The following is a 22,658-nucleotide window of genomic DNA, read 5'->3' as shown; positions in this document are numbered from 1 at the left end:
CGATCCGCTGGGCGCGCATCGCGCCTCCGCCGAGCCGACGCCCGGAGAGCGCGCGGGCTCGACCTCCCTGGGCGATCTGCTCGGCGAGGTCTCCCGCGACCTCTCGACGCTGATCCGCCAGGAGATGGCGCTGGCGAAGGCCGAGATCAAGGAGTCGGCCGGCAAGGCCGGCAAGGGCGCCGGGCTCCTCGGCGGCGCGGGCTACGCGGCGCTGATGGCCGTGCTCTTCCTCTCGATCGCCCTCTGGTGGGCGCTCGGGACGCTGGTCGGCAACGGCTGGTCGGGTGTGATCGTCGCGGTGATCTGGGGCGTCGTCGCGGCGATCCTCTTCGCCGTGGGCCGCAAGAGCCTCAAGCAGGTCGACGGAGTCCCCGAGACGGTCGACACCCTCAAGCAGATTCCCGAAACCCTCAAGCCGAACGGGGCAGGACGATGACGTACGACGCAGGACAGAGCAAGACTCCGGAGGAGATCCGGGCCGACATCGAGCGCACGCGGCTCGAGCTCGGCGGAGACGTGGACGCGCTGGCCGAGAAGGTCAGCCCGAGCGCGATCGTCGACCGCCAGACCGACAAGGTCAAGGCGGCCGTGGGCTCCGTGCGCGACCGGGTGATGGGCTCGGCGCACGACGCCGGCGACTCGCTCTCCGGCACGGCCGGATCGGTGAAGAGCAAGGCGAACGGCAACCCCTTCGCGGTGGGCCTGATGGCCTTCGGCGCCGGGCTCCTGATCGCCTCGCTCATCCCCGCCTCGGACGCCGAGAAGGACGCGGCCGGCAAGGTCAAGGAGCAGGCGCAGCCCGTCGTCGACTCCGTGACCGGCGCCGCGAAGGACGTCGCGAACGAGCTGCGCGAGCCGGCGCAGCAGGCCTTCGCCTCGGTGAAGGACACCGCGACCGACGCCGCGCAGAACGTCAAGGAGGCGAGTGGATCCGCCGCCGACGACGTCAAGGACTCCGCCCGCGAGGCCAAGCACGCGGTGCAGGAGAACGTGACGCAGGACAGCGACCGCTCGTAACTCCCCCTCCCCGCGAGATGCCACTTGTGTACGCCTTTCACGGCGTGTCGCGTACACAAGTGGCATCTCGCTGTCTGGGGCGGGGTGCGCGGGAATAGGGGGCGGCTCGCGGGGCTTCTGGGTCCTATGCGATCCATCGTCTACTCCCGCTCCGGTTCCTCCTCCGTCCTCTCGCTCGTCGACCGGGAGGCCGGCACGCCGGGCGCCGGCGAGGTGCGCGTCCGCGTCCTCGTCTCCGGCGTCAATCCGACCGACTGGAAGGCGCGCGCCGGCGGCGAGCCGCCCTTCGACGAGGTCGTCCCCAACCAGGACGGCGCCGGCGTGATCGACGCCGTCGGCGAGGGCGTCGAGGGATTCGCGGTCGGCGACCACGTCTGGTTCTACCTCGCCGCCCACCAGCGGCCGACCGGCTCCGCGCAGGAGTCGACCGTCCTCGCCGCCGAGCACGTCGTGCGCCTGCCCGAGGGCATCGGTGCCGAGCTCGGAGCGAGCCTCGGCGTCCCCGCGATGACCGCGCACCGCGCCCTCACCGTGCACGAGGAGGGGCCCGCCCGCCTCTCCCCCGGCGCGCTCGCCGGCCGCACCGTCCTGGTGCAGGGCGGCGCGGGCGCGGTCGGTCACGCCGCCATCCAGCTCGCGGTCTGGGCCGGAGCGACCGTCATCGCCACCGTGAGCAGCGACGCGAAGGCGATGCTCGCGACGGCCGCCGGTGCGCAGCACGTCCTGCAGTACCCGGACGAGCAGCTCGCGGCGAAGATCCTTGAGATCGCCCCCGACGGCGTCCAGCAGATCGTCGAGGTGGCGCCCACGCAGAACGCCGCCCTCGACGTCGAGGTGCTCGCGAACCACGGGAGCATCGGCTACTACGCGAACAACAACGGCGACGAGTTCACCATCCCGATTGTGCCGAGCTTCGCCAAGAACGCCCGCTGGCAGGGCCTGCTGCTCTACACGGTCGGCGAGGCGCCGCTCCAGGCCGCGGCCGAGGACATCACCGCGGCCCTGCGCGACGGCGCCCTCCCCGTCGGCGAGGAGGCCGGCCTGCCGCTGACCTGGTTCCCGCTCGAGGAGACCGCCGCCGCCCACGACGCCGTCGAGAGCGGCGTGACGGGCAAGGTACTGATCCGCGTCGCCGCGGAGTAAGGACGCCTGCCTTCTGCATGCTGATCGAGTAGCCCTCGCAGAGGGCGTATCGAGATCCACCGTCATCCGGTGGGCGGGTCTCGATACGCCGCTGCGCGGCTACTCGACCAGCATGAAGGGCGCTGCGCGCTCCTCGACCAGCATGGACGCGACAGCGTCGGTGCGGTCAGCCGCGCAGCGGCGGGGAGCCCGCGACCGTCGCGCGGTCGGCGAGGCCGTCGAGGAGCTCGCGCAGCGCCTCCTCGGCGGTGGTCGTCGGCTCCCAGCCGAGGACGGTGCGCGCCTTCTCCGTCGACATGACCGGCGTGTTCGTCGCGATGTCGAGCCAGCCCGCGTCGGTGCGCTGCAGCCGCAGCCGCCAGGTCGCCGTGACGATCGAGCGGAGCAGCCCCGCGGGCACCGTCACGAGCCGCGCGCCGACGACGTCCGCGATCCGCTGCGGCGTGAGCACCGGCTCCGCGGCGATGTTGAAGGCCCCGCCCGCCCGGCGATCGAGCGCGCGCCAGAACGCGTCCGCGACGTCGTCGGCGTGCACGCCCTGGAAGATCAGCGTCCGCGGCAGCGGCAGGACCGGCGGCCGGACCGCCCGCAGCCAGCGCGTCGGGTACCGCGGGCCGGCGAAGAGCCCGGCGATCTCGGTCGCCGCCCCGCGCTGGAACACCAGCCCCGGCCGCAGCCGGGTGAGCACCACCTCCGGGTGCTCCGTCTCGAAGGCGTCCATCGCGCGCTCGTTCGCCGCCTTGTGCCGACTGTAGGTCGAGGTGTGCAGCCCGCCGGTCGGCCAGCTCTCGTCCACGCGCAGGCTCTTCGGCGCCGCACTGTAGGCGCCGACGGACGACGCCACCGCGACCTGGCCGACTCCGCTCGCCGCCGCGGCCGCCAGCACCGCCGCGGTCCCGCCGACGTCGACCAGGCGCTGGAACGGCTCGTCGTGGCTCGGCTGCAGCGCCCAGGCCAGGTGCACGACCGCGTCCACGCCGGTGAACGCCTCCCGCAGCTGCCGCTCCGCGTCGCTCGAGGCCACGTCGACCTCGTGCCAGCGCACGTCGCGGTACTCGTCCGCTCCGGGTCGCGGCTCGCGCCGGGCGATCCCGACGATCTCCGTCACCGCGTCCTCCCGCTGGAGGCGCCTCAGCAGGGCCGTGCCCAGGTTGCCCGTCGCTCCGACGATCGCGATCCGCATGATGTCCCTCCGCGGGCGGCGTCCGCCGTCCTGCTCCGAGGCTAGGCACCGCTCCCCCGCCGCAGCAGCCGCTTGACACTCCCCGCCCCGCCGACCGCCCCGCCCGACCGCCTAGCCCACCCGACCGGCGCCGCGCACCCCCGCGCGCGCCGGCAGCGCCGTGCCTAGCCTGGAAGGCATGCCCCGCCCCTCGCCCGTCGTCCGCCACCGGATCGACGGGATCGAGCTCCGGACCCTCGCGACCGGTCGCCCCGACGCCGAGCGCACCTTCGTCCTGATCCACGGCATCGGGATGTCGCACCACACCTTCTCGACCCTCGCCGTCGCCCTCCGCGCGCACGACCGCGTCGTCGCCGTCGACCTCGCCGGCTTCGGCGCCAACCGCTCGCCCCGCCGCCGCGTCGGCATCGCCGACCACGCCCGCCTCGTCGAGAGAGCGCTGGCGGAGCAGGGCGTCACCCGGGCGGTCGTCGTCGGCCACTCGATGGGCGCCCAGGTGGCGGTCGAGCTCGCCGCCCGCGCGCCCGGCCTCGTCGCGGGCGCGGTCCTGATCGGCCCCGTCGTCGATCCACAGCGCCCCGGTGCCGTCCGGCAGGGCCTCGCGCTCGCCCGCGACTGCCTGGGCGAGCCGCTCGGCGTCGACGCCCTGCTCTTCGCCGACTACGTCCGCGGCGGTCTCGGCTGGTACCTGCGCCAGCTGCCCGAGATGCTGCACTACCCGATCCAGCGGCGGCTGGCCGCGGTCAGCGCGCCCGTGCTGATCGTGCGCGGACGGGACGATCCGATCGCCACCCGCGACTGGTGCGAGCGCCTCCTCACTCACGCGGCGGAGGCGCACCTCCTCGAATTCGCCGGCTCCCGCCACGTGGTCCCGCGCACGCAGCCGGAGTCGCTCGCGCTCGCCCTGGCGTCCTTCGCCGCCGACATCGCCCGCGCGCCCGACGCCGCCCCCGCGCCCGACGCCGACCCGTCCCCGGTGCCCGCATGACGCACCTCGTCCGCGACGCCGTCTGGTGGATCCGCGACTACGCCTACGCCGTCGCCTGGCAGGTCCGCGCCTTCGTCTCCCGCCGCGCCCCCGACGACTACCTCGACGGCACGGAGCGGCCGATCGTGGTCCTGCCCGGGATCTGGGAGACCTGGGCCTTCCTCCGCCCGATCATCGACCCGCTGCACCGCCGCGGCCACCCGATGCACGTGCTCACCAGCCTCGGCTGGAACGGCCGCCCGGTCGCCCGCACCGCGGAGGACGTGGCCGCCTACCTCGCCGAGCACGACCTCCGCGACGTGGTGATCGTCGCGCACAGCAAGGGCGGCCTGATCGGCAAGTACGTGATGACCGAGCTCGACCCCGACGGCCGCGTCGACCGGATGGTGGCGGTCGCGACGCCGTTCGGCGGCTCGCGCTACGCGCCCTACCTGCTGCTGAAGAGCCTCCGCTCGTTCTCGCCCCGAGACGCGACGACCCTGCTGCTCTCCAGCCGGGCGGGCGCGAACGCGCGGATCACCTCGGTCTTCGGCCTCTTCGACCCGCACATCCCCGAGGGCAGCATGCTCGAGGGCGCGGTCAACGTGCGGATCGAGACGGGCGGGCACTTCCGCATCCTCAGCGACCCGGAGACGCTCGCGGCCGTCGTCGCCGCGGTGGACGCGCCTACTCGGCCGGCGGAGTGATCGTCTCGGCGTCGGCCGGGCACTCGATGACCGCCACGCCTCCGCCGTCGGCGTCGTCGACCACGGCACCCGCCGCGGCGAACGGCGCGCGGAAGCAGTAGGCCTCCGGCAGATCGGCCACGTCCGGGAAGGCCGCGGCGTCGACCGGCGTGCGGAACGACAGCGCCCCGAACTCGCCGCCCTCGCTGAGCGCGTCGTAGGACTCGATCCCGATCAGGTCCACGCCCTCGACGGCCTGGTCGCTCGCGAGCCGGGCGTAGCCGAAGGCGTCGGCCTGCGGCCCGGAGAGGGAGGAGACGAGCGCGAGCACGCGGTCGCGCGACTCCTCGCGGGGCGCCACGTCGTTCGACACGACCACGTCCGGCGCGGGAGCGGTGCAGCCGGCCAGCGCGAGCACCGCCAGGGCCGCGCCGATCAGCAGGGCCGGCGGGGTCGCGCGGGCCGGGGAGGTCGTCGGGGCCGGTCGCGTCCGCATCAGCTTCACCCGACCGACCCTAGCCGCGTAGCAACTGCTCCGCACCGCGCGGAACCCCCTCGGCCGGGCGGGCCGCGGAGCGGAGCATGGAGCGATGAGCTCCTCCACCAGCCCCGGCCCGCGCACCTCCGGCCCCACCGAGCTCCTCCTCGTGCGCCACGGCGAGAGCGTCGCCAACATCGCGGCGAGCGCCGCCGAGGCGGAGGGCGCCCACGACATCGCCGTCGACCGGCGCGACCCCGACGTCGAGCTGTCCTCGGCCGGCCGCGAGCAGGCCCGCGCGCTCGGCCGGTGGCTCGCCGACGGCAACGCCCCGATCGCCGCCTGGTCCTCGCCGTACCTGCGCGCGTCCTCGACAGCGCAGCTGGCCTTCGAGGAGGCGGGCCTCGACCTCGTGCCCCGCCTCGACGAGCGGCTCCGCGACCGCGATCTCGGCATCGCCGACCGCCTGACCACCGCGGGCTTCCGTGCGCGATTCCCCGAGGAGGCGGCGCGGCGGGACTGGCTCGGCAAGTTCTACTACCGCCCGCCGGGCGGCGAGTCCTGGACCGACCTCGCCCAGCGGGTGCGCTCGTTCCTGGACCACCTCGACGTCGTCGCGCCGGCCGGACCGGTCGCGCTGTTCTGCCACGACGCCGTCGTCCTGATCATCCGCTCCGTCTGCGAGGGCCTCACCGAGCGCGAGCTGCTCGACATCGGCCGGGCGACCCCGGTCGCGAACGCCTCCGTCACCCGGCTCGTCCGCGACGGCGACGCCTGGACGCTCGAGCGCTTCAACGAGACCGCGCACCTCGAGCAGTCGAGCGCGCCGGTCACCCGCCACGACACCGGCGACGACACCGCCGTCGACACCGCCGTCGACGACCCGCGAGGAAGGACCGACTCATGAGCGAGACCCGGCGCAGGAGCGAGCCCGCGCACAGGAGCGCCGTCGTCGACCGCGCCCTGCTCGAACGGCGCTGGCCGCTGCCCGACCCTGCGAGCTCGAAGCACGCGCGCGGCGACGTGGTCGTGGTCGGCGGCGCCCGCAAGACGCCCGGAGCGGCGATCCTCGCCGGGATCGCGGCGCTCCGGGTCGGCGCCGGCCGGATCACCCTCTGCGTCGCCGAGTCCGTCGCCTCCGCCACCGCCGTCGCACTGCCCGAGTGCGGCGTCGTGCCGCTGGAGGAGACCCGCGGCGGCTCGATCTCGGGCCGCGGGCTCTCCGCGCTGGAAGGCGAGCTGGGCTCCGCCGACGTCGCGCTGATCGGCCCCGGACTCGACGACCCGAAGGCGACCGCCGCGACGCTGCGCGCGATCGCTCCGCTGCTCGCCGACGTCCCCGCCGTGCACCTCGACGCCTTCCCGCTCGGCGTGCTGCCGGGCCAGCGGCGCGTCGCCCGCGCCCTCGCCGGCCGTCTGCTCCTGACGCCGAACACGGAGGAGGCCGCGCGGCTGCTCGGCGCGGAGGTGGACGACGTGGAGGCCGCCGCGATCGCCGTCGCGCAGCGCTACGGAGCGGTCGTCAGCCTCTTCAACGTGATCGCCGCGCCCGACGGCGACGCCGTGCGCATCGAGGGCGAGCACCCCGGCCTCGCGACGGCGGGCAGCGGCGACGTCCTCGCCGGCGCGACGGCCGGGCTCCGCGCGCGCGGCCTCGACCCGCAGGGCGCCGCGGCGTGGGGTGCCTTCCTGCACACCGAGGCCGACTCGGTCCTCGTGCGCAGGCTCGGCCCGGCCGGCTACCTCGCGCGCGAGATCCCGGGCGAGTTCCCGGCGCTGCTCACAGGCTGACGCGGGAGCGGTCCGGGACGGCGGCTCGGAACGGGTGGCTCAGGACGTGCCGGTCAGGATCGGTGGCTCAGGATCGGCGACTCGACCGGCGGGAGTCAGTGCGCGACGTCGGCGACGGAGAACGCCACTCCCGGCGTGATCAGGATCGACGTCTCGCGGGGCTGGCCCTCGCCCTGGTTGACGGTCAGCCAGCGCGAGGCGGTGCCGTCGAGCGCCTCCTCGACGCTCGCACGGACGTCCGCGGCGGTGGTGTCGTGCAGGCTGTAGGGGGTGCCGCCGTAGATCAGCTCGACGCGCTTCACAGCAGGCCCTCCTCGCTCTGGCGGGCACCGCCGTGCGGCTCCTCGCTGATGCGCAGGCCGTGGGCGCTGTGCGAATCGGCCAGGAGCTGACGGATCCAGTCGGGGTTGATGGCCGGCGCGCGGCCGCCGTGGTACTTGAAGCGCAGCGGGATCGCCGGGTGCAGCCAGATCGACGTGCGACCGTCGCCGACGGACTGCGAGTCCTTCCACGAGAGATAGAAGGACTCGTTGCGCGACAGCTTCGAGCCGATGACGATCTGCAGGTGAGCGAGCAGTCGGTCGTCGAAGTCGGCTTCGAGAGTCGAGTCGTAGATCAATCGGCCCATGAGGGCGGTCTCCGTTCGCAGTGCAGTCCAGCCGGCGGGGGCACGGCCGGACGGTACGGGGCGATTCTAACCGCCCCGCGGCCGACGCTCAGCGTCGATCGTCGTCCGAATCGAAGTGCGGGATCTCGAGGTCGGACAGGTGCGGCGAGGACGAGTCGCCCTCCTCGGCCAGCGGCTGGGACACTCCGAGCCGCGCCGTCTCCTTCGCGAGCCTCTCGACCAGGGCCGCGTCCACGATCTCCTCGCCGCCGTCGTCCTCGGTCTCCGAGAAGAGCTGGCTGGCCGGACCGATCAGCAGGGTCGCCCGGCCGAGCTCGCCGGTGGAGCGCCGGATCGGGATGTCGACCGACATCGCGCCCTTGCGCAGCGCGAGGGCCTCCGCGTAGCCGACGAGCGAGTGCGCGATCCGGCTGCCGGTGAGCACCGAGCTGCCGGCGTAGTGGATGCGTTCCATGCGTCCTTCCTACCGCTCAGCGCCCGATCGGAGCATCCGGGTTGCGCGGCGGGACCGGGCTTGATAGCGCCTCGATCCTCCGCTCGAGCCCCTCGCGGACCGCCGGCCACTCCTCCACGAGGATCGAGTGCACCGCCGTGTCGCGCCAGGAGCCGTCCGCCCGCCGCTGGTCGTGCCGCAGCACGCCCTCGAAGACCGCGCCGAGGCGGAGGATCGCCGCGCGGGAGCGCGCGTTCGCCGCGTCCGCCTGCAGCTTCACCCGCGAGAAGCCGCTGTCGAAGGCCAGGCCGAGCAGGAGGAGCTTGGTCTCGGGGTTCACGGCCGTGCCCCAGACCTCGGGGGCGTAGGCGGTCCAGCCGAGGTGCGCCGCCTCCCGCCGCTCGTCGAAGTCGGTCAGCGAGGAGGTGCCGACGACCCGGCCGTCGACGAGCACGGCGCAGGGGTTGCCGGTCTCCCACGGGTAGTAGCGCCGGGCGAAGGCGCGGAACGCCTCGGCGCCGTCGGGGAGGCCCGAGGGTCCGCCGCCGTAGCCCGCGGCGAACACCTCGGGGCGGCCGATCGCGGCCCGGAGCGGCTCCAGGTGCTCCTCGGTGAGCGGCTCGAGGACGACGAGGCGGCCGGTCAGCACGGCGGGGGCCGGGCGGAGGGCGCGGCCGGGACGGGCGGCGGAGGCGGGGCTGCTCATCCGGACATTCTGGGGCCACCGCGGCCCGCTGAGGGGTCCAGGACGCGTGCCAGCATGAGGTCCATGGACAGCACCGCGATGTTCGCCGCCTCGGCCGGCGCCCTGCTCCGCCTCGTCGAGCGGATCGGGGACGAGCAGTGGGCGCTTCCGGGGCTGGGCGTCTGGGACGTCCGCGGCCTCACCGGCCACGCCTCGCGGGCGATCACGACCGTCGAGACGTACCTCCTCGCGGAGGAGCCGGCCGCCGCGACCGTGCCCGACGCGCTCGGCTACTACGCGGCCCTGGCCGGCGGCCGCGCCGACCCCGCGGCCGTGGCGCGGCGAGGCGTCGAGACCGGGGCGCTGCTCGGCGGGCGTCCGGCGGAGTCGATCGCGGCGTCGCTGCAGCGGACCCTCGCGCTGCTGGCGCAGCAGCCGCCCGGGCGTCTCGTCGCGATCGGCGAGCACGCCCTGGCCCTGGACCAGTACCTGCGGACCCGCGTGCTCGAGTTGGTCGTGCACACCCTCGACCTGTCGCGGGCGACCGGCCTCGCGCACGAGATCCCGCCCGAGGCGGTCGAGGCCTGCTCCGCGATGGCGGGGGCGCTCGCCGCTCGGGCGGGACGGGGCGAGGAGCTCCTGCTCGCGCTGAGCGGGCGGGAGCAGCTCGCGGACGGCTTCTCGGTGGTGTGAGCCGCCCGGTGGTTCGAGCGGCCCGGTGGTTCGAGCCGCTCGCGAGCCGAGCGGCCGGCGCGCTCAGGCGACGGCGAGCGCCTCCACCGGCGGCACCCGGGTCGCGCGGCGGGCCGGCAGGACCGCGGAGACCGCGGTGAGGACGATGCTGACCAGGACGACGGCGACCAGGATCCCGACCGGGATCGTCGGCGGCACCAGCCCGATGCCGGGCAGCGAGCCGAAGATCGCGACCGCGCCGGCCCAGCCGTAGAAGGCGCCGAGCACGAGGCCCAGGAGCGCCGCGGCGATCACCATCTGCGCCGCCTCGACGACGACCATCCAGCGCACCTGCGAGCCCGTGAAGCCGAGCGCGCGGAGCAGGCCCAGCTCGCGGCGGCGCTGCAGCACGCTCAGCGAGAGCGTGTTGACCATGCCGACGGCCGCGAGCAGCACCGAGAAGCCGAGCAGCACGCTCATGATCGCCGTGCTGACCGCGACGAACTGGTCGAGCGCCGCGAAGATCTCCGGGCTCATCTCGCTCGAGGCGCGCATGATCGACGAGAAGGTCGCAGCGGCCACCGCGAACATCGTGACGAGCGTCACTCCGATCACGAGGCCGATGACGGCACGCGCGCTCCGGGCGGGGTTGCGGGTGGCGTTCGCGGAGGCGAGGCGCGCGACGGGGCCGCCGCCGAAGGCCCGGCCGACCAGCGAGATCAGCGGCGGGAGCAGGACCGGCGCTCCGAGGACCACCCCGGTGAAGGAGAGCATGCCGCCGGCGAGGCCGATCAGGACGCCGAGCGGGCTGACCAGCCCGACCACGACGCCGATCACGAGGAGCAGGACGCCGACCACGAGGAGGACGAGCGCCAGGACGTTCCGGCCCGTGCGTCCGCGGAGCTCGTCGTAGCGGGGCTCGGCGGCCGAGCCGGCGGCCTGCGACGGCGCCACCGAGAGCACCCGGCGGGACCCGGCCCAGGAGGCGACGACGGTCGAGACGATCACGGCGAGGCCCGGCAGCAGCAGTCCCGGCGAGGCGAGCGGCACGGCGATGCGCGTGAAGGTCCCGGTGCTGAAGGCGATCTCGGCGCCCACGGCCACCAGGACGACGGCGGCGACGAGGCCGAGGGCCGCGCCGATCAGCCCCTGCACGAGGCCGGTCCGCACCACCTCGGCGCGGAGCGAGCGTCCGGAGGCGCCCAGCAGGCGCAGCAGCGCGATCTCGCGGGTGCGGCCGGCGATGACCGTCGACACCGCGTTGGAGGTGACGATCGCGCCGACGAAGACGGCGATGCCGAAGAAGACGCCGCCGACCACGCCCAAGGTCGTCGCGGCCTGCGCGATGCCGTCGAGACCGGCGGCGTCGAACGCCGCCACCATGTCGGCGATGACCATCACCAGGACTCCGCCGAACGCGGCCGAGAGCGCGGCGACCGTGATGATCGCGCCGCCGCCCTGGCCGGACGCGGCCCGGAGGCCCGTGCGGGCGCTCACGACGCTCCCTCCATCGAGAGCATCGCGCGCGAGATCTCCTCGGCGCTCATCCCGCGGCGGTCGTCGACGACGGCCCCGTCGCGGAGGAAGACGATGCGGTCGGCGAAGGCCGCGGCGATCGGGTCGTGGGTGACCATCGCGATCGACTGGCCGTACTCGCGGGTCGACGCGCGGAGGAGGCTGAGCACCTCGCGGCCGGTGCGCGAGTCGAGGTTGCCGGTCGGCTCGTCGGCGAAGATCAGCTGCGGGCGGGTGGCCAGGGCGCGGGCGATGGCGACGCGCTGCTGCTGGCCGCCGGAGAGCTCGTGCGGGCGGTGGGTGAGGCGCTCGCGGAGACCGAGGGACTCGATCAGGCGGGCGATCCACTCCTCCTCCTCGGCCGTGACGCGGCGGCCGTCGAGCTCGAACGGGAGGCGGATGTTGCCGCGCACGTCGAGGGTCGGGACGAGGTTGAAGGCCTGGAAGACGAAGCCGACGCTGCGCCGGCGGAGCACGGTGAGCTCGGCGTCGCCCATCGCGGTGATCTCGACGTCGCCGAGGAAGACGCGGCCGGCCGAGGCGGTGTCGAGGCCGGCGAGCACGTGCATCAGCGTCGACTTGCCGGAGCCGCTGGGGCCCATCACCGCGGTGAACTCGCCGCGCTCGATCGAGAGGGTGACGTCGTCGAGGGCGACGACGGGCGGCGTGCTGCCGTAGAGCTTGCGCACGCCCTCGACGCGCGCCACGACGGAGGAGGTCTGGTTCTGCATGTCTCCGACGCTACGGAGCCGCCTCTGTCGCGGGCGTCGCCCCGGGTGGCCGCCGCCGTCATCCTCCCGGGTGACCCGTGCTGGTCCCTGCGGCCCCCGCGAGATGCCACTTATGAGCGGGATCCACGGCGTGTCGTGCTCATAAGTGGCATCTCGCGGCGGGGATCGGCGCGCGCGTCAGGGGGCGGGGTCAGGGGCGGAGGCCCGCTCGGCGGAGGGTGAGGGCGGCGAGGGCGGCGGTGGCGGCGGGGTCGCCGGCGCGCCAGGCGGGGACGGCGGCCGGGTGCGCGGCGAGGATCTCGCGCGGGGTCGCCTCGGTGAGGGCGCGCAGGGCCAGCAGCTCGGCGCCGCCGGGGGTCGCCCCGAGCGCGCGCAGCTCCGCGGTGCGGCGGGCGAAGCGCAGGCGCGGGCGGAGCCAGACCACGGCGAGCAGGAGCAGCGGCAGCCCGCCGACCGCGAGTCCGGCCACGATCGCCAGCGCGCTCGCGAGCTGCTGCTGGTCGCGGCCGGCCGCGGCGAGCACCGCCCCGGCGCCGCTGGCCTCGTCGAACGGCGCGCGCACGGCGTCGCCGAGCAGCGGGATGCCGCCGAGCGTCGAGCCGGCGTCGCTCATGGTCGAGCCGAAGCCGCTGCCCGCGCTCTCGAGGCGGCGGCCGATCTCGGCGAGGCCCGCGATCAGCGAGCCGACGGCGATCCCGGCCGCGATCGCGATCACCGCGACGGCGAGCGCGAGGGCGTCGGCCGTGATCTGGCGGGCGCGGACGGCGGGGAGGTCGGCGTAGATCTGCACCAGCCGATCATCCCTCGCCCGCGGCCGTCGTGCGCGTCGCTGCCGACGCGGACGGGTCTCGAAGCGGGTCGACCCCGTCGCGCGTCAGTCGAGGAGGTCGTGCAGGACGACGACCTGCTCGCGCTCCGGTCCGACGCCGATCGCGGAGAAGCGGGCGCCGCTCATCGCCTCGAGGGCGCGGACGTAGTCCTGCGCGGCCTGCGGCAGGTCGGCGAACTCGCGGCAGCCGGTGATGTCCTCCTGCCAGCCGGGGAACTCCTCGTAGATCGGCTTCGCGTGGTGGAAGTCGCTCTGCGAGACGGGGACCTCGTCGTGGCGCACGCCGTCGACCTCGTAGGCGACGCAGACCGGGATGGTCTCCAGGCCCGAGAGCACGTCGAGCTTGGTGAGCACGAAGTCGGTGACGCCGTTGATCCGCGCGGAGTAGCGGGCGATCGGGGCGTCGTACCAGCCGCAGCGGCGCGGGCGGCCGGTGGTGGTGCCGAACTCGAAGCCCTGCTTGCGCAGGTACTCGCCCCACTCGTCGAAGAGCTCGGTCGGGAACGGGCCGGCGCCGACGCGGGTCGTGTACGCCTTGATGACCGCGATGACGCGCTCGATGCGGTTGGGCGCCACTCCGGAGCCGGTGGCCGCGCCGCCCGAGGTCGCGTTGGAGGAGGTGACGAACGGGTAGGTGCCGTGGTCGACGTCGAGCATCGTGGCCTGGCCGGCCTCGAAGAGCACCGTCTTGCCGGCGTCGAGCGCCCGGGCGAGCACGAGCGAGGTGTCCGCGACCATCGGGCGCAGGCGCTCCGTGTACTGCAGCAGGTCCTCCATGACCTGCTCGACCAGGATCGCGCGGCGGTTGTAGACCTTCACCAGCAGGTGGTTCTTCTGGTCGAGGGCGCCCTCGATCTTCTGACGGAGGATGTTCTCGTCGAAGAGGTCCTGGATCCGGATGCCGACGCGGTTGATCTTGTCGGCGTAGGCCGGGCCGATGCCGCGGCCGGTGGTGCCGATCTGGCGCTTGCCGAGGAAGCGCTCCGTCACCTTGTCGAGCGTGCGGTGGTAGCTGGTGATCACGTGCGCGTTGGCGCTGACGAGCAGCTTCGAGACGTCGACGCCGCGGGCGCTCAGCGCCTCGAGCTCGTGGAAGAGCACCTCGATGTCGACGACGACGCCGTTCGCGATGACGGGGACGACGCCCGGCGTCAGGATGCCCGAGGGCAGCAGGTGCAGCGCGTACTTCTCGTCGCCGACGACGACGGTGTGGCCGGCGTTGTTGCCGCCGTTGAACTTGACGACGTAGTCGACGCGGCTGCCGAGCAGGTCGGTCGCGCGTCCCTTGCCCTCGTCGCCCCACTGGGCGCCGGTGATGACGATTGCTGGCATGGCGTGTCCTTCGCTGTGCGAAACGGCAGTACCCGGAGACGCCGGGTGCGGGGCCGGCCGTGCGACGGAGGAGTCGCGACAGGGCGACCAGCCCGAGCCAGTTTACGGGAGGGCCGCCGGGGCGTATCGAGCGGCGAAGCCGCTTCGCGTCTTGGTGATGAGGGAGAGGACGCGGCTGCGCCGCACCATGCTGGTCGAGTAGCCCCGCAGGGGCGTATCGAGACCCGCCCTCATCAGCAGGGCGGATCTGCAGACTCGTCCTTCTGACGCTGGTGGATCTCGATACGCCCGCTCCGCGGGCTACTCGATCAGCATGGACGTCCCGACACCGACAAGGTGATCTGCCTCCGAGCACGAAGACCCTTCCGAGCACCCGCAGCCTCCGCTCCGCGCCGAGGATCGGATCGCGGACGAGCCCGCGCCGGCGACGGACCGCCCACACCACCGGCTCGGCGACCGACGCTTCAGGGACGTCGTCGCGAAGGAGGCAGAACGCCGTGCGGTGCACTCCGGAGATCGCCGCGGCGTGCATCGACCGACTCGCCGACGCGACGACGGCGGCCGACAGTCCGCCTCCGCTGAGGGAGGCCACCCGCAGCAGCCGCCCGTCCCGCTCCACCGCGACGAGGCGACCCTCGCGCGCCAGCAGCGTTCCGAGCCGAGTCACCGAGTCCATGGGTCAGGACCCGCTTCCCGTGTTGCTCTCACCGCTGTTCGTCTCGAAGCGTCGCCAGGGGTGCAGGGCACCGATCGGCTCCTCACCCGCGTCATCGAACGGACTCCTCACGACGAATTCGATGGCGGCCGCCTCCAGGAGAGGCGGACCGACCTCGACGTCGAACTCCTCGACCAGAGCCGCGAGCCAGGCGCGGACGTCTTCCTCACGCCCCCACTTGACGACGACATCGGTCCGCACATCTCCGAGCTGGACGAACTCCCGGCTGAACGTGAGCTCGATGCACTTCTCGTCCGCCGGCGATGAGCACGGGCTGAACAGGATGTAGAAGGCCTCGACTCCGGCTGAGCCGGTGAAACCGACACCTCCGCGATCGAGCAGCCGGTCGATCCCCTCGTCGCCAGGCATCATTCCAACTCAGCGCGAGAGTCGTCCAGCAGGGCGTTGCGGCCGAACTCTCGCTGCGCTCTCCCGTTCTTCCTCTCCTCGGGCGCGTGGGTTCGAGCGAGGATCGCGCGGGTGGTCACGGTGAGCACGGCCGCCCCGGCGAAGATCGACGCCTCGATCCACGCGTGGGCCGCGAGAAGGAGCCCGAAGAGCGGAACGGACACCAGCACGGGAACCAGCAGGCCCTCGACGCCACCGCCGCGAGGGGAAGCACCAGACACCATCACCGACGCCCTTCCCTTCGAGTCCAGTCCTCCGCAGCATGATGCCGAGCTCCGCACGGGGGCGGGGACGACGATTCCCTGATGGTGACGTCCTACCCCGTGTCCGTCGCAGCCTAGTTGACATACCCTCAGCGTTGAGAGGGAGTGCACAAAGGGGACGTGATCCGCCCCGCCCGACCGATAGCCGAGCGATGCTCTCGAACCCGTAACGACGTGTTCACACGTGGCGCATAGATTCGAAGGCGTTCACACTCCACCGATCACGCGAACAGGAAACCGATGCGCACACTCCGCGCCGCAAGCCTCCTCGCCGTCGTCGCGCTCGGGGCGGCCACCGCCGCTCCCCTCGCGAGCGCGGCCCCCCTCGACGACGGCGTCGAGCTCACCCTGGTGTCGACGACCGACACGCACGGGCACGTCTACAACTGGGACTACTTCGCGAACGCGCCCTACGAGGGCGAGGACACGCTCGGCCTCACCCGCGTCGCGACCGAGGTCGACCGCCTCCGCGCCGAGAAGGGCGACGACTCCGTCCTCGTCTTCGACAACGGCGACGCGATCCAGGGCACGCCCCTCACCTACTACTACGGCCTCGGCGACGGCGCCGCGGGCGTCCTCTCGGGCGAGACGACGCACCCGATGGCCACCGCGTTCAACACCATCGGCTACGACGCGCAGGTCGTCGGCAACCACGAGTTCAACTACGGCCTCGACATGCTGAGCGCCTACGAGGGCGATCTGAACGCCCCGCTGCTCGGCGCGAACGTCGTCGACGTCGCGACCGGCGAGCCGTACCAGAAGCCGTACACCGTGATCGAGCGCGAGATCGACGGCGAGACCGTGCGGGTCGGCGTGCTCGGCCTGGTCACCCCGGGCGTCCGCGTCTGGGACAAGCAGTACGTCGACGGCGTGCTCGAGTTCCGCGACATGGTCGAGACCGCGAAGGAGTGGGTCCCGAAGGTCGAGGCCGAGGCCGACGTGGTCGTCGTCCTCGCACACACCGGCCAGGGCACCGTCCCGGACGCCGAGTACGACCCGGCCGACCTCAACGAGGACGTCGTCAACAACATCGCGACGCAGGTCCCCGGCATCGACGTGGTCGTCGCCGGCCACAGCCACCAGGACGTCCCCGAGACGCTCTACACGAACGTCGCCGGCGAGCAGGTCCTCGTCACGCAGCCCTACTTCTGGGCGCAGGGGCTCACCGAGGTGACCCTGAACCTGGTGAAGGACGCCGCGGGCGACCTGCAGGTCGACTGGACCGAGGGCAGCGCGCCCGTCGTCACCCCGGTCTACGCGCGCGACATCGCCGAGGAGTCGACCGCCGTGGTCGACGCCCTCGCCGAGCCGCACGCGACCACGATCGAGTACGTGAACACCCCCGTGGCGGAGTCGCTCGAGGAGCTCTCGGCCGAGACCTCGCGCTACGAGGACACCCCGATCATCGACTTCATCAACAACGTGCAGGCCGAGACGGTCGACGCCGCGCTCGAGGGCACGGAGTGGGCCGACGTCCCGGTCATCTCGCAGGCGTCGCCGTTCTCGCGCACCGCGGTCTTCCCGAAGGGGCAGGTCACGATCCGCGACATCGCCGGTCTTTACATCTACGAGAACACCCTCCGGGGCGTCGAGATGACGGGCGCGGAGGTGCGCGACTACCTCGAGTACTCGGCCCGCTACTTCAACCAGGTCGCCCCGGGCGCTCCGTTCGACCCGGCCACCGGCACGAACGCGATCACCGCGGACCGCCCCACGGGCATCCCGGACTACAACTACGACGCAGTCTCGGGCCTCGACTACGTGATCGACATCTCGCAGCCGGCCGGCTCGCGGATCCGCGACCTGACGCAGCTCGACGGCACCCCCGTCGCCGACGACGACCGCTTCGTGATGGCCGTCAACAACTACCGGCAGAGCGGTGGCGGGGCCTACCCGGCCGTCGCCGCGGCTCCCCTCGTCTACGACGAGCGGCTCGAGATCCGGCAGCTGCTGATCGACTGGGCGAGCGCGCGCGGCGTGATCGACCAGGCCGACTTCTTCGACGAGAACTGGTCGCTGACGTCGGTCGCGGCCGAGGTCCCGGCCGAGGTCCCGGCCGAGCCCGGCACTCCCGGCCAACCCGGCATGCCCGAGTCCGGCACGCCCGAGCCCGGCCAGCCCGAGCCGACCGAGCAGCCGACGGCCACCCCGGTGCCGCTGCCCTCCGCCACGCCCGTCCCCGTCGCCGGCGGCTCGCACTCCGGACCGCTCGCGAACACGGGCGTCGACGCGGCCTCCTATGCGGGAGGCGCGGCTCTGCTGCTGCTCGCCGGCATCGCGCTGACGGTGCTGCGCCGCCGCCGCTCCGCCTCGCACTCGGAGTAGCCGCCCGCACCACCCGCACGACCGGACGGCGCCGCCCTCACTCCCGAGGGCGGCGCCGTCTCGCGTTCCAGGCGGCGAGCACGCCCGTCGACCACAGCGCCCAGAGCACGAGCAGCGGCTGGAAGACCAGCCGGATCGCCCGGGCCGCGTCGGTCTCGAGGCCGAAGGCCGAGGTCCGGGTGACGAGCTGCGAGACGTTGCCGGGGAACACCGCGACGAAGAAGGCGGCGACGACGATCCCCACCAGCACCCGCCGGCGCCGCAGCAGCAGGAGCGCGAGCCCGAGCGCGATCTCGACGACACCGGATGCCAGGACGACGAAGTCCGCGTCGAACGGCAGCCACGGCGGCACCTGCGCCTGGAAGGACCGCCGGGCGAAGGTCAGGTGCCCCGTCCCCGCGAACACGAGCACGAGGCCCAGGAGGATGCGGGCGATCGTGCGCGGGAGGCTCATCGCCCCAGTCTGCGCCCGCAGTTCCCGCGCTCCGGCTGCACCGCCCCGTATCCTCGATACCGCGCGCGCCGCGCCACCCCGTCCGTACCGCCCTGTCCGCAGACCGTGAAACGAGTTCCATGAGCACCCTGCCCCGCCTGATGGCCTTCGACCTCGACGACACCCTCGCCGCCTCGAAGTCCCCCGTGGACCCGGTGATGGCCGACCTCTTCGTCAAGCTGCTGCAGGCGACCGAGGTGTGCATCATCTCCGGCGGCCAGATCGGCCAGTTCCGGATGCAGGTGCTCGACCGCCTCGAGGGCGCCGACCCCGCCGTGCTGGCGAAGCTGCACCTGATGCCCACCTGCGGCACGCAGTACTACCGCTACGAGAACGGCGACTGGGCGCAGATCTACGCCGAGAACCTCACCGACGACGAGAAGTCCCGCGCGCTCGCCGCCGTCGAGGAGAAGGCCAAGGAGCTCGGCTACTGGGAGTCCGAGACCTGGGGCCCGATCCTCGAGGACCGCGACTCGCAGATCACCTTCTCCGCCCTCGGCCAGGCCGCTCCGGTGCCGGTGAAGCAGGCCTGGGACCCGACCGGCGAGAAGAAGAACACCCTCCGCGAGGCCGTCCAGGCCGTGCTGCCCGACCTCGAGGTCCGCTCCGGCGGCTCCACCTCGGTCGACATCACCCGCAAGGGCATCGACAAGGCCTACGGGATGAACAAGCTCACCGAGCTCACCGGCATCCCCCTCGACGAGATGATCTTCGTCGGCGACCGCCTCGACCCCGACGGCAACGACTACCCCGTCAAGGCGATGGGCGTCGAGACCTTCGCCGTCGAGGGCTGGCACGACACCGCGGCCTACCTCCGCTCCTACGGCCTGTGACCCACCCGGCCGGCCCTCCCCGCGAGATGCCACTTGTGAGCGCGACACGCCGCGAAAGTCCGTCACAAGTGGCATCTCGCGGGGAGGGCCGGGCTCGGGTCAGGCGTCCTCGCTGAGGGAGCCGGTGGCGGTGCCGTCGAGGGCGAGGCGGAGGCGGCGCGGCAGCTTCGCGACGATGATCGCGTGCGACTCCGCCAGCAGCTCCTGCACGAGACCCTCCTCGACGCGGCCGCCGGTGTCGACGGTCACCCAGTGCTTCTTGTTGAGGTGGTAGCCGGGCTCGATGCCGTCGACGCCCGCGACGAGGTGCACGACGTTCTCGGGCAGTGCTTTGACGCTGACGACGGGCCGGCCGAACCGCTCCATCTCGAGCGCGAAGACCTTTCCCTCGACCTTCCACACCCGCGTCTCCGGGCCGAAGGGGAAGCTCGCGCCTGCTCCCGGCAGGTCGGCGAGGAAGGACTCGAGCGCAGCGGCATCCACGCGTCCATCATGCCCGCGGAGGTGCCGCCCGCGTAGGCTCGTCCTGTCGTCCGTCCAGCCAGTGGAGCAGTCTCCGCCGTCGGAACGACCGGAATCGGATCCGACCATGCCAGACCCCACGACCACCTCGACCTCCGCTCTGAGCCGTGCGACCGGGAGGTACGCGCGGGCGTTCGCCCTCCCGGGATCGCTCGCCTTCTCCTCGGCCGGCTGGCTCGGCCGCTTCCCGAAGGGCAGCCTCGCGATCGGGGTGCTCGTCCTCGTGTCGGCGCAGTCGGGCAGCTACGCGCTCGGCGGCGCGGTCTCCGGCGCGCTGACCCTCGCCCTCGCCGTGACCGGGCCGCTCTGGTCGCGGGTGATGGACCGCTGGGGGCAGCGGCGGGCGCTCGCCCTGTCGCTCCCGGTCCTCGTCGCCGCCTCGCTCGGGCTCGTCGCCGCCGTGCTGCTGGGCGCTCCTGTCTGGACCTGGTTCGCGCTCGGCATCCTCGCCGGTGCGGCCGTCCTCGACGTCGGCTCGGCCGTGCGCTCGCGCTGGAGCGCCGCGACGTCGGACCAGGGGCTCCGGCACACCGCCTACTCCGTCGAGTCGGTGGCGGACGAGGCGGCCTTCGTGGTCGCGCCGCCGATCGTCACCCTGCTGGCCTCGCTCGTGCACCCGGCGGCCGGCGTCCTGGTCGGCCTCGGGATCGGCGTGGCCGGCGGCGTCGCACTGCTCGTGCAGACGGGGACGCAGCCGGGGCTCGCTCCGGTGCGCTCGGCCGCGTCGCCCGCGCGGGAGCGGCTGCCGCTCGGCCTCGTCGGCATCGTCGCGGTCTTCGCGACCATCGGCGGGGTCTTCGGCTCGTTCAACGTCGCGGCGATCGCGACCGCGGAGGCGTCCGGGGCCGGGGCCGCCTCGGGACTGCTGCTCTCGGCGTACAGCATCGGCAGCGTGCTGACCGGGGTGGTCGTGGGTGCCGCGCGCCTGCCCGGCGGTCCGCGCTCGAGGTTCCTGGTGGCGGGCGCGGTCTTCGGAGTGGTCGTGCCGGTGGTCGTGCTGGCCGGCTCGCTGCCCGCGCTGATCGCGCTGGCGTTCGTCGCCGGCCTCGCGACGTCGCCTCTGCTGATCACCGGCTCGAGCCTCGTCGAGTCGATCGCCCCGCGCAGCCGCCTCACCGAAGCCCTCGCCTGGCCGCCGACCGGCATCGCCCTCGGCGCCACCGCCGGCTCCACCCTGAGCGGCCTGGCCGTCGAGGCCCTCGGCCCGCAGTCCGGCTTCCTGGTCACCGCCGCCGCGGCCGCCCTCGGCGCCCTGCTGACCCTCGCGACGGTCCTGCTCCTCCGCCGCCGCGCCGCGCCTGCGGACGCCGGCTCGTCTCGCTGACCGAGCGGCACGCCCGAGGAGCCCGCAGAGCGGGCACCCACATGCTGATCGATCCGCCCGCGCAGCGGGTCCCTTTCATGCTGATCGAGTAGCCCTCGCAGAGGGCGTATCGAGATCCACCCACCGAACGACGGCGGGTCTCGATACGCCCCTCCGGGGCTACTCGACCAGCAGACTTCGGATCAGTCCGCGCCCAAGATGACGATCGCCGCCGTAGGGGGCAGCGCGTCCTCGTGGTAGCGCTCGATCTCCGGAATGGCGGCGGGGTCGGCCTGCTCGAGGAAGCCGGTGAGGCGCGCGACCTCGTCGGTCTCGCCGATCGACTCGGCGGCGCGGCGGAGCGCGTAGAGGGCCAGAAGGAAGCCGCGGTTGGGGCCGTGGCGCCACGGGATGGGGCCCTGGCCGCGCCAGCCGGCGGTGCGGAGCAGGTCGAGGCCGCGGTGGTAGCCGACGCGCGCGTAGGCGTAGGACGGCAGCGCGGCGTCGATCCCCCACACGCTGTCCGCGAGGAGCGCCCAGGCCAGCGGCGAGCGCGGGTGGGCGGCGGCGAGCGCGGCGAACTCGACGGCTCCCGGGTTCGCGTGCTTGGCGAGGGCCGCGGTGATCGCGGGCTCGTCCGGGAGGAGGGTCGGTTCGGGGCCCAGCAGGTTCTCGCCATTCATGCCCTCAGGGTAACCCGCTCGCGCTGTGCCGCCCCGGGGAGCCCCTCCGCTCCCCCCGTCCGAACTCCGCCGCGAGGCCGCCGCCGATAGCATCGACCCCATGGCGACGAAGCGCAGCGAGGTCGAGGCCTGGCTCACGGACATGGACGGCGTGCTGGTGCACGAGAACCAGGCGCTCCCCGGCGCGCCCGAGCTCATCCAGGAGTGGACGGACGCGGGCACCCCGTTCCTGGTGCTCACGAACAACTCGATCTTCACCCCGCGCGATCTCGCGGCCCGGCTGCGGGCGTCGGGGCTGCACGTGCCCGAGGAGCGGATCTGGACGAGCGCCCTCGCGACCGCCGACTTCTGCGCCTCGCAGATGCCGGGTGGCAGCGCCTTCGTGATCGGCGAGGCCGGCATCACCACGGCCCTGCACGAGGCGGGCTTCATCATGACCGAGACCGCGCCGGACTACGTCGTCGTCGGCGAGACCCGCAACTACAGCTTCGAGGCGATCACGAAGGCGATCCGCCTGATCGTCGGGGGCGCCCGCTTCATCGTGACCAACCCCGACGCGACCGGCCCGAGCGCCGAGGGCGTCATGCCCGCGACGGGCGCGATCGCCGCCCTGATCACGAAGGCCACCGGCAAGGACCCGTACGTGGTCGGCAAGCCGAACCCGATGATGTTCCGCTCGGCGATGAACAAGATCGGCGCGCACAGCGAGAACACCGGCATGATCGGCGACCGGATGGACACCGACATCGTCGCCGGCATCGAGGCCGGCCTGCACACCGTCCTCGTCCTCACCGGCATCAGCGACCGCGCCGAGATGGACCGCTACCCGTTCCGCCCCGACGAGGTGCTGACCGGCGTGCACGAGCTGCTCTCGACCGACCCGTACGAGACCGAGTTCCCGCCGGACGACCAGATCCTCTGACGAGCCGCCCCGCCGAGCCGATCCGCCCGCACTCAAAAAGTTGCGGTAGTGGCGCGCGACTACCGCAACTTCCGCGTACCCGCCGCGCACCAGCAGACCAC

The 22,658-nt window shown here is 73.4% G+C and carries 26 protein-coding genes; 12 read left to right on the top strand and 14 right to left on the bottom strand.

Annotation, left to right across the window (positions count from 1 at the left end):
* Positions 1 to 7: 7 nt before the first annotated feature.
* From EDF43_RS14180 to EDF43_RS14170, 3 genes are all read left to right on the top strand, one after another.
* On the top strand, positions 8 to 436 hold the full coding sequence (locus tag EDF43_RS14180; RefSeq protein WP_123447524.1) for a phage holin family protein: 429 nt from the start codon (positions 8 to 10) through the stop codon (positions 434 to 436).
* A complete protein-coding gene (locus EDF43_RS14175) occupies positions 433 to 1,017 on the top strand; it encodes a DUF3618 domain-containing protein (RefSeq protein WP_132437410.1) in 585 nt (194 codons plus the stop codon). Before EDF43_RS14180 ends, EDF43_RS14175 begins: the two co-directional genes overlap by 4 nt.
* A 126-nt stretch (positions 1,018 to 1,143) precedes the next feature.
* Positions 1,144 to 2,160, top strand: a complete 1,017-nt coding sequence (locus tag EDF43_RS14170; RefSeq protein WP_132437409.1) for an NADPH:quinone reductase — start codon at positions 1,144 to 1,146, stop codon at positions 2,158 to 2,160.
* Positions 2,161 to 2,326: 166 nt separating this feature from the next.
* Here the strand turns inward: EDF43_RS14170 and EDF43_RS14165 are convergent, their stop codons facing one another.
* Positions 2,327 to 3,343, bottom strand: a complete 1,017-nt coding sequence (locus EDF43_RS14165) for an NAD-dependent epimerase/dehydratase family protein (RefSeq protein WP_123736264.1) — start codon at positions 3,341 to 3,343, stop codon at positions 2,327 to 2,329.
* A gap of 178 nt (positions 3,344 to 3,521) precedes the next feature.
* On the opposite strand from EDF43_RS14165, the gene EDF43_RS14160 reads away from it, so the two are divergent.
* Entirely contained in the window at positions 3,522 to 4,331 is an 810-nt protein-coding gene (locus tag EDF43_RS14160; RefSeq protein WP_132437408.1) for an alpha/beta hydrolase, read from the top strand.
* Entirely contained in the window at positions 4,328 to 5,017 is a 690-nt protein-coding gene (locus EDF43_RS14155; protein ID WP_132437407.1) for an alpha/beta hydrolase, read from the top strand. The genes EDF43_RS14160 and EDF43_RS14155 overlap by 4 nt, the downstream gene beginning before the upstream one ends.
* Here EDF43_RS14155 and EDF43_RS14150 read toward each other — a convergent pair.
* Positions 4,998 to 5,501 (bottom strand): hypothetical protein, encoded by a 504-nt coding sequence (locus tag EDF43_RS14150; protein WP_132437406.1) that lies wholly within the window; start codon positions 5,499 to 5,501, stop codon positions 4,998 to 5,000. The genes EDF43_RS14155 and EDF43_RS14150 overlap by 20 nt on opposite strands.
* Positions 5,502 to 5,586: 85 nt before the next feature.
* Between EDF43_RS14150 and EDF43_RS14145 the strand changes: the two genes are divergently transcribed.
* Complete coding sequence (locus EDF43_RS14145) at positions 5,587 to 6,381, top strand: histidine phosphatase family protein (RefSeq protein ID WP_132437405.1); 795 nt, start codon at positions 5,587 to 5,589, stop codon at positions 6,379 to 6,381.
* The gene (locus EDF43_RS14140; protein WP_132437404.1) at positions 6,378 to 7,265 is read left to right on the top strand and encodes an ADP/ATP-dependent (S)-NAD(P)H-hydrate dehydratase; all 888 of its coding nucleotides are present in this window, start codon (positions 6,378 to 6,380) and stop codon (positions 7,263 to 7,265) included. Before EDF43_RS14145 ends, EDF43_RS14140 begins: the two co-directional genes overlap by 4 nt.
* Before the next feature lie 95 nt (positions 7,266 to 7,360).
* Here EDF43_RS14140 and EDF43_RS14135 read toward each other — a convergent pair whose 3' ends face one another.
* The 4 genes from EDF43_RS14135 to EDF43_RS14120 form a co-directional block, all read right to left on the bottom strand.
* On the bottom strand, positions 7,361 to 7,567 hold the full coding sequence (locus EDF43_RS14135; RefSeq protein WP_123736258.1) for a hypothetical protein: 207 nt from the start codon (positions 7,565 to 7,567) through the stop codon (positions 7,361 to 7,363).
* Positions 7,564 to 7,893 (bottom strand): ATP-dependent DNA ligase, encoded by a 330-nt coding sequence (locus EDF43_RS14130; RefSeq protein WP_123447118.1) that lies wholly within the window; start codon positions 7,891 to 7,893, stop codon positions 7,564 to 7,566. Before EDF43_RS14130 ends, EDF43_RS14135 begins: the two co-directional genes overlap by 4 nt.
* An 88-nt stretch (positions 7,894 to 7,981) precedes the next feature.
* Positions 7,982 to 8,347, bottom strand: coding sequence for a hypothetical protein (locus tag EDF43_RS14125; protein WP_123706004.1), 366 nt, complete (start codon positions 8,345 to 8,347; stop codon positions 7,982 to 7,984).
* Between the two features lie 16 nt (positions 8,348 to 8,363).
* Positions 8,364 to 9,032, bottom strand: a complete 669-nt coding sequence (locus EDF43_RS14120; RefSeq protein WP_132437403.1) for a GNAT family protein — start codon at positions 9,030 to 9,032, stop codon at positions 8,364 to 8,366.
* A 63-nt stretch (positions 9,033 to 9,095) separates the two neighbouring features.
* On the opposite strand from EDF43_RS14120, the gene EDF43_RS14115 reads away from it, so the two are divergent.
* Entirely contained in the window at positions 9,096 to 9,704 is a 609-nt protein-coding gene (locus tag EDF43_RS14115; RefSeq protein ID WP_165909122.1) for a maleylpyruvate isomerase N-terminal domain-containing protein, read from the top strand.
* 63 nt (positions 9,705 to 9,767) lie between these two features.
* On the opposite strand, the gene EDF43_RS14110 is transcribed toward EDF43_RS14115, so the two are convergent.
* From EDF43_RS14110 to EDF43_RS14090, 5 genes are all read right to left on the bottom strand, one after another.
* A complete protein-coding gene (locus tag EDF43_RS14110) occupies positions 9,768 to 11,180 on the bottom strand; it encodes an FtsX-like permease family protein (RefSeq protein ID WP_243581381.1) in 1,413 nt (470 codons plus the stop codon).
* On the bottom strand, positions 11,177 to 11,929 hold the full coding sequence (locus tag EDF43_RS14105) for an ABC transporter ATP-binding protein (RefSeq protein ID WP_123447122.1): 753 nt from the start codon (positions 11,927 to 11,929) through the stop codon (positions 11,177 to 11,179). The genes EDF43_RS14110 and EDF43_RS14105 overlap by 4 nt, the downstream gene beginning before the upstream one ends.
* 190 nt (positions 11,930 to 12,119) lie before the next feature.
* A complete protein-coding gene (locus EDF43_RS14100; protein WP_132437401.1) occupies positions 12,120 to 12,719 on the bottom strand; it encodes a hypothetical protein in 600 nt (199 codons plus the stop codon).
* A gap of 84 nt (positions 12,720 to 12,803) precedes the next feature.
* Positions 12,804 to 14,090: an adenylosuccinate synthase gene (locus EDF43_RS14095; RefSeq protein WP_123736253.1), complete on the bottom strand. Its 1,287-nt coding sequence runs from the start codon at positions 14,088 to 14,090 to the stop codon at positions 12,804 to 12,806.
* A gap of 679 nt (positions 14,091 to 14,769) precedes the next feature.
* Positions 14,770 to 15,174 carry a hypothetical protein gene (locus EDF43_RS14090; RefSeq protein WP_132437400.1) on the bottom strand — a complete coding sequence of 135 codons (405 nt, stop codon included), beginning with the start codon at positions 15,172 to 15,174 and terminating at the stop codon, positions 14,770 to 14,772.
* A gap of 542 nt (positions 15,175 to 15,716) precedes the next feature.
* Between EDF43_RS14090 and EDF43_RS14080 the strand changes: the two genes are divergently transcribed.
* Entirely contained in the window at positions 15,717 to 17,801 is a 2,085-nt protein-coding gene (locus tag EDF43_RS14080; protein WP_132437399.1) for a 5'-nucleotidase C-terminal domain-containing protein, read from the top strand.
* 37 nt (positions 17,802 to 17,838) lie between these two features.
* Here the strand turns inward: EDF43_RS14080 and EDF43_RS14075 are convergent, their stop codons facing one another.
* Positions 17,839 to 18,255 (bottom strand): hypothetical protein, encoded by a 417-nt coding sequence (locus EDF43_RS14075; RefSeq protein ID WP_132437398.1) that lies wholly within the window; start codon positions 18,253 to 18,255, stop codon positions 17,839 to 17,841.
* 119 nt (positions 18,256 to 18,374) lie between these two features.
* Between EDF43_RS14075 and EDF43_RS14070 the strand changes: the two genes are divergently transcribed.
* The gene (locus tag EDF43_RS14070; protein WP_123447127.1) at positions 18,375 to 19,127 is read left to right on the top strand and encodes an HAD-IIB family hydrolase; all 753 of its coding nucleotides are present in this window, start codon (positions 18,375 to 18,377) and stop codon (positions 19,125 to 19,127) included.
* Positions 19,128 to 19,226: 99 nt separating this feature from the next.
* On the opposite strand, the gene EDF43_RS14065 is transcribed toward EDF43_RS14070, so the two are convergent.
* Positions 19,227 to 19,610, bottom strand: coding sequence for an MmcQ/YjbR family DNA-binding protein (locus EDF43_RS14065; protein WP_207901754.1), 384 nt, complete (start codon positions 19,608 to 19,610; stop codon positions 19,227 to 19,229).
* A gap of 106 nt (positions 19,611 to 19,716) precedes the next feature.
* Between EDF43_RS14065 and EDF43_RS14060 the strand changes: the two genes are divergently transcribed.
* Positions 19,717 to 20,973, top strand: a complete 1,257-nt coding sequence (locus tag EDF43_RS14060; RefSeq protein WP_132437396.1) for an MFS transporter — start codon at positions 19,717 to 19,719, stop codon at positions 20,971 to 20,973.
* 182 nt (positions 20,974 to 21,155) lie between these two features.
* Here the strand turns inward: EDF43_RS14060 and EDF43_RS14055 are convergent, their stop codons facing one another.
* A complete protein-coding gene (locus EDF43_RS14055) occupies positions 21,156 to 21,635 on the bottom strand; it encodes a DUF3151 domain-containing protein (protein ID WP_123706013.1) in 480 nt (159 codons plus the stop codon).
* Between the two features lie 100 nt (positions 21,636 to 21,735).
* Between EDF43_RS14055 and EDF43_RS14050 the strand changes: the two genes are divergently transcribed.
* Complete coding sequence (locus tag EDF43_RS14050; protein ID WP_123447131.1) at positions 21,736 to 22,557, top strand: HAD-IIA family hydrolase; 822 nt, start codon at positions 21,736 to 21,738, stop codon at positions 22,555 to 22,557.
* The last annotated feature ends 101 nt before the right edge of the window (positions 22,558 to 22,658 follow it).

The organism is Rathayibacter sp. PhB179, assembly GCF_004345345.1.
In the GTDB taxonomy this organism is placed as follows: domain Bacteria; phylum Actinomycetota; class Actinomycetes; order Actinomycetales; family Microbacteriaceae; genus Rathayibacter; species Rathayibacter festucae.
Note: the sequence above shows the minus strand (reverse complement) of the source record. Positions and strands in the feature narration are given on the sequence as shown.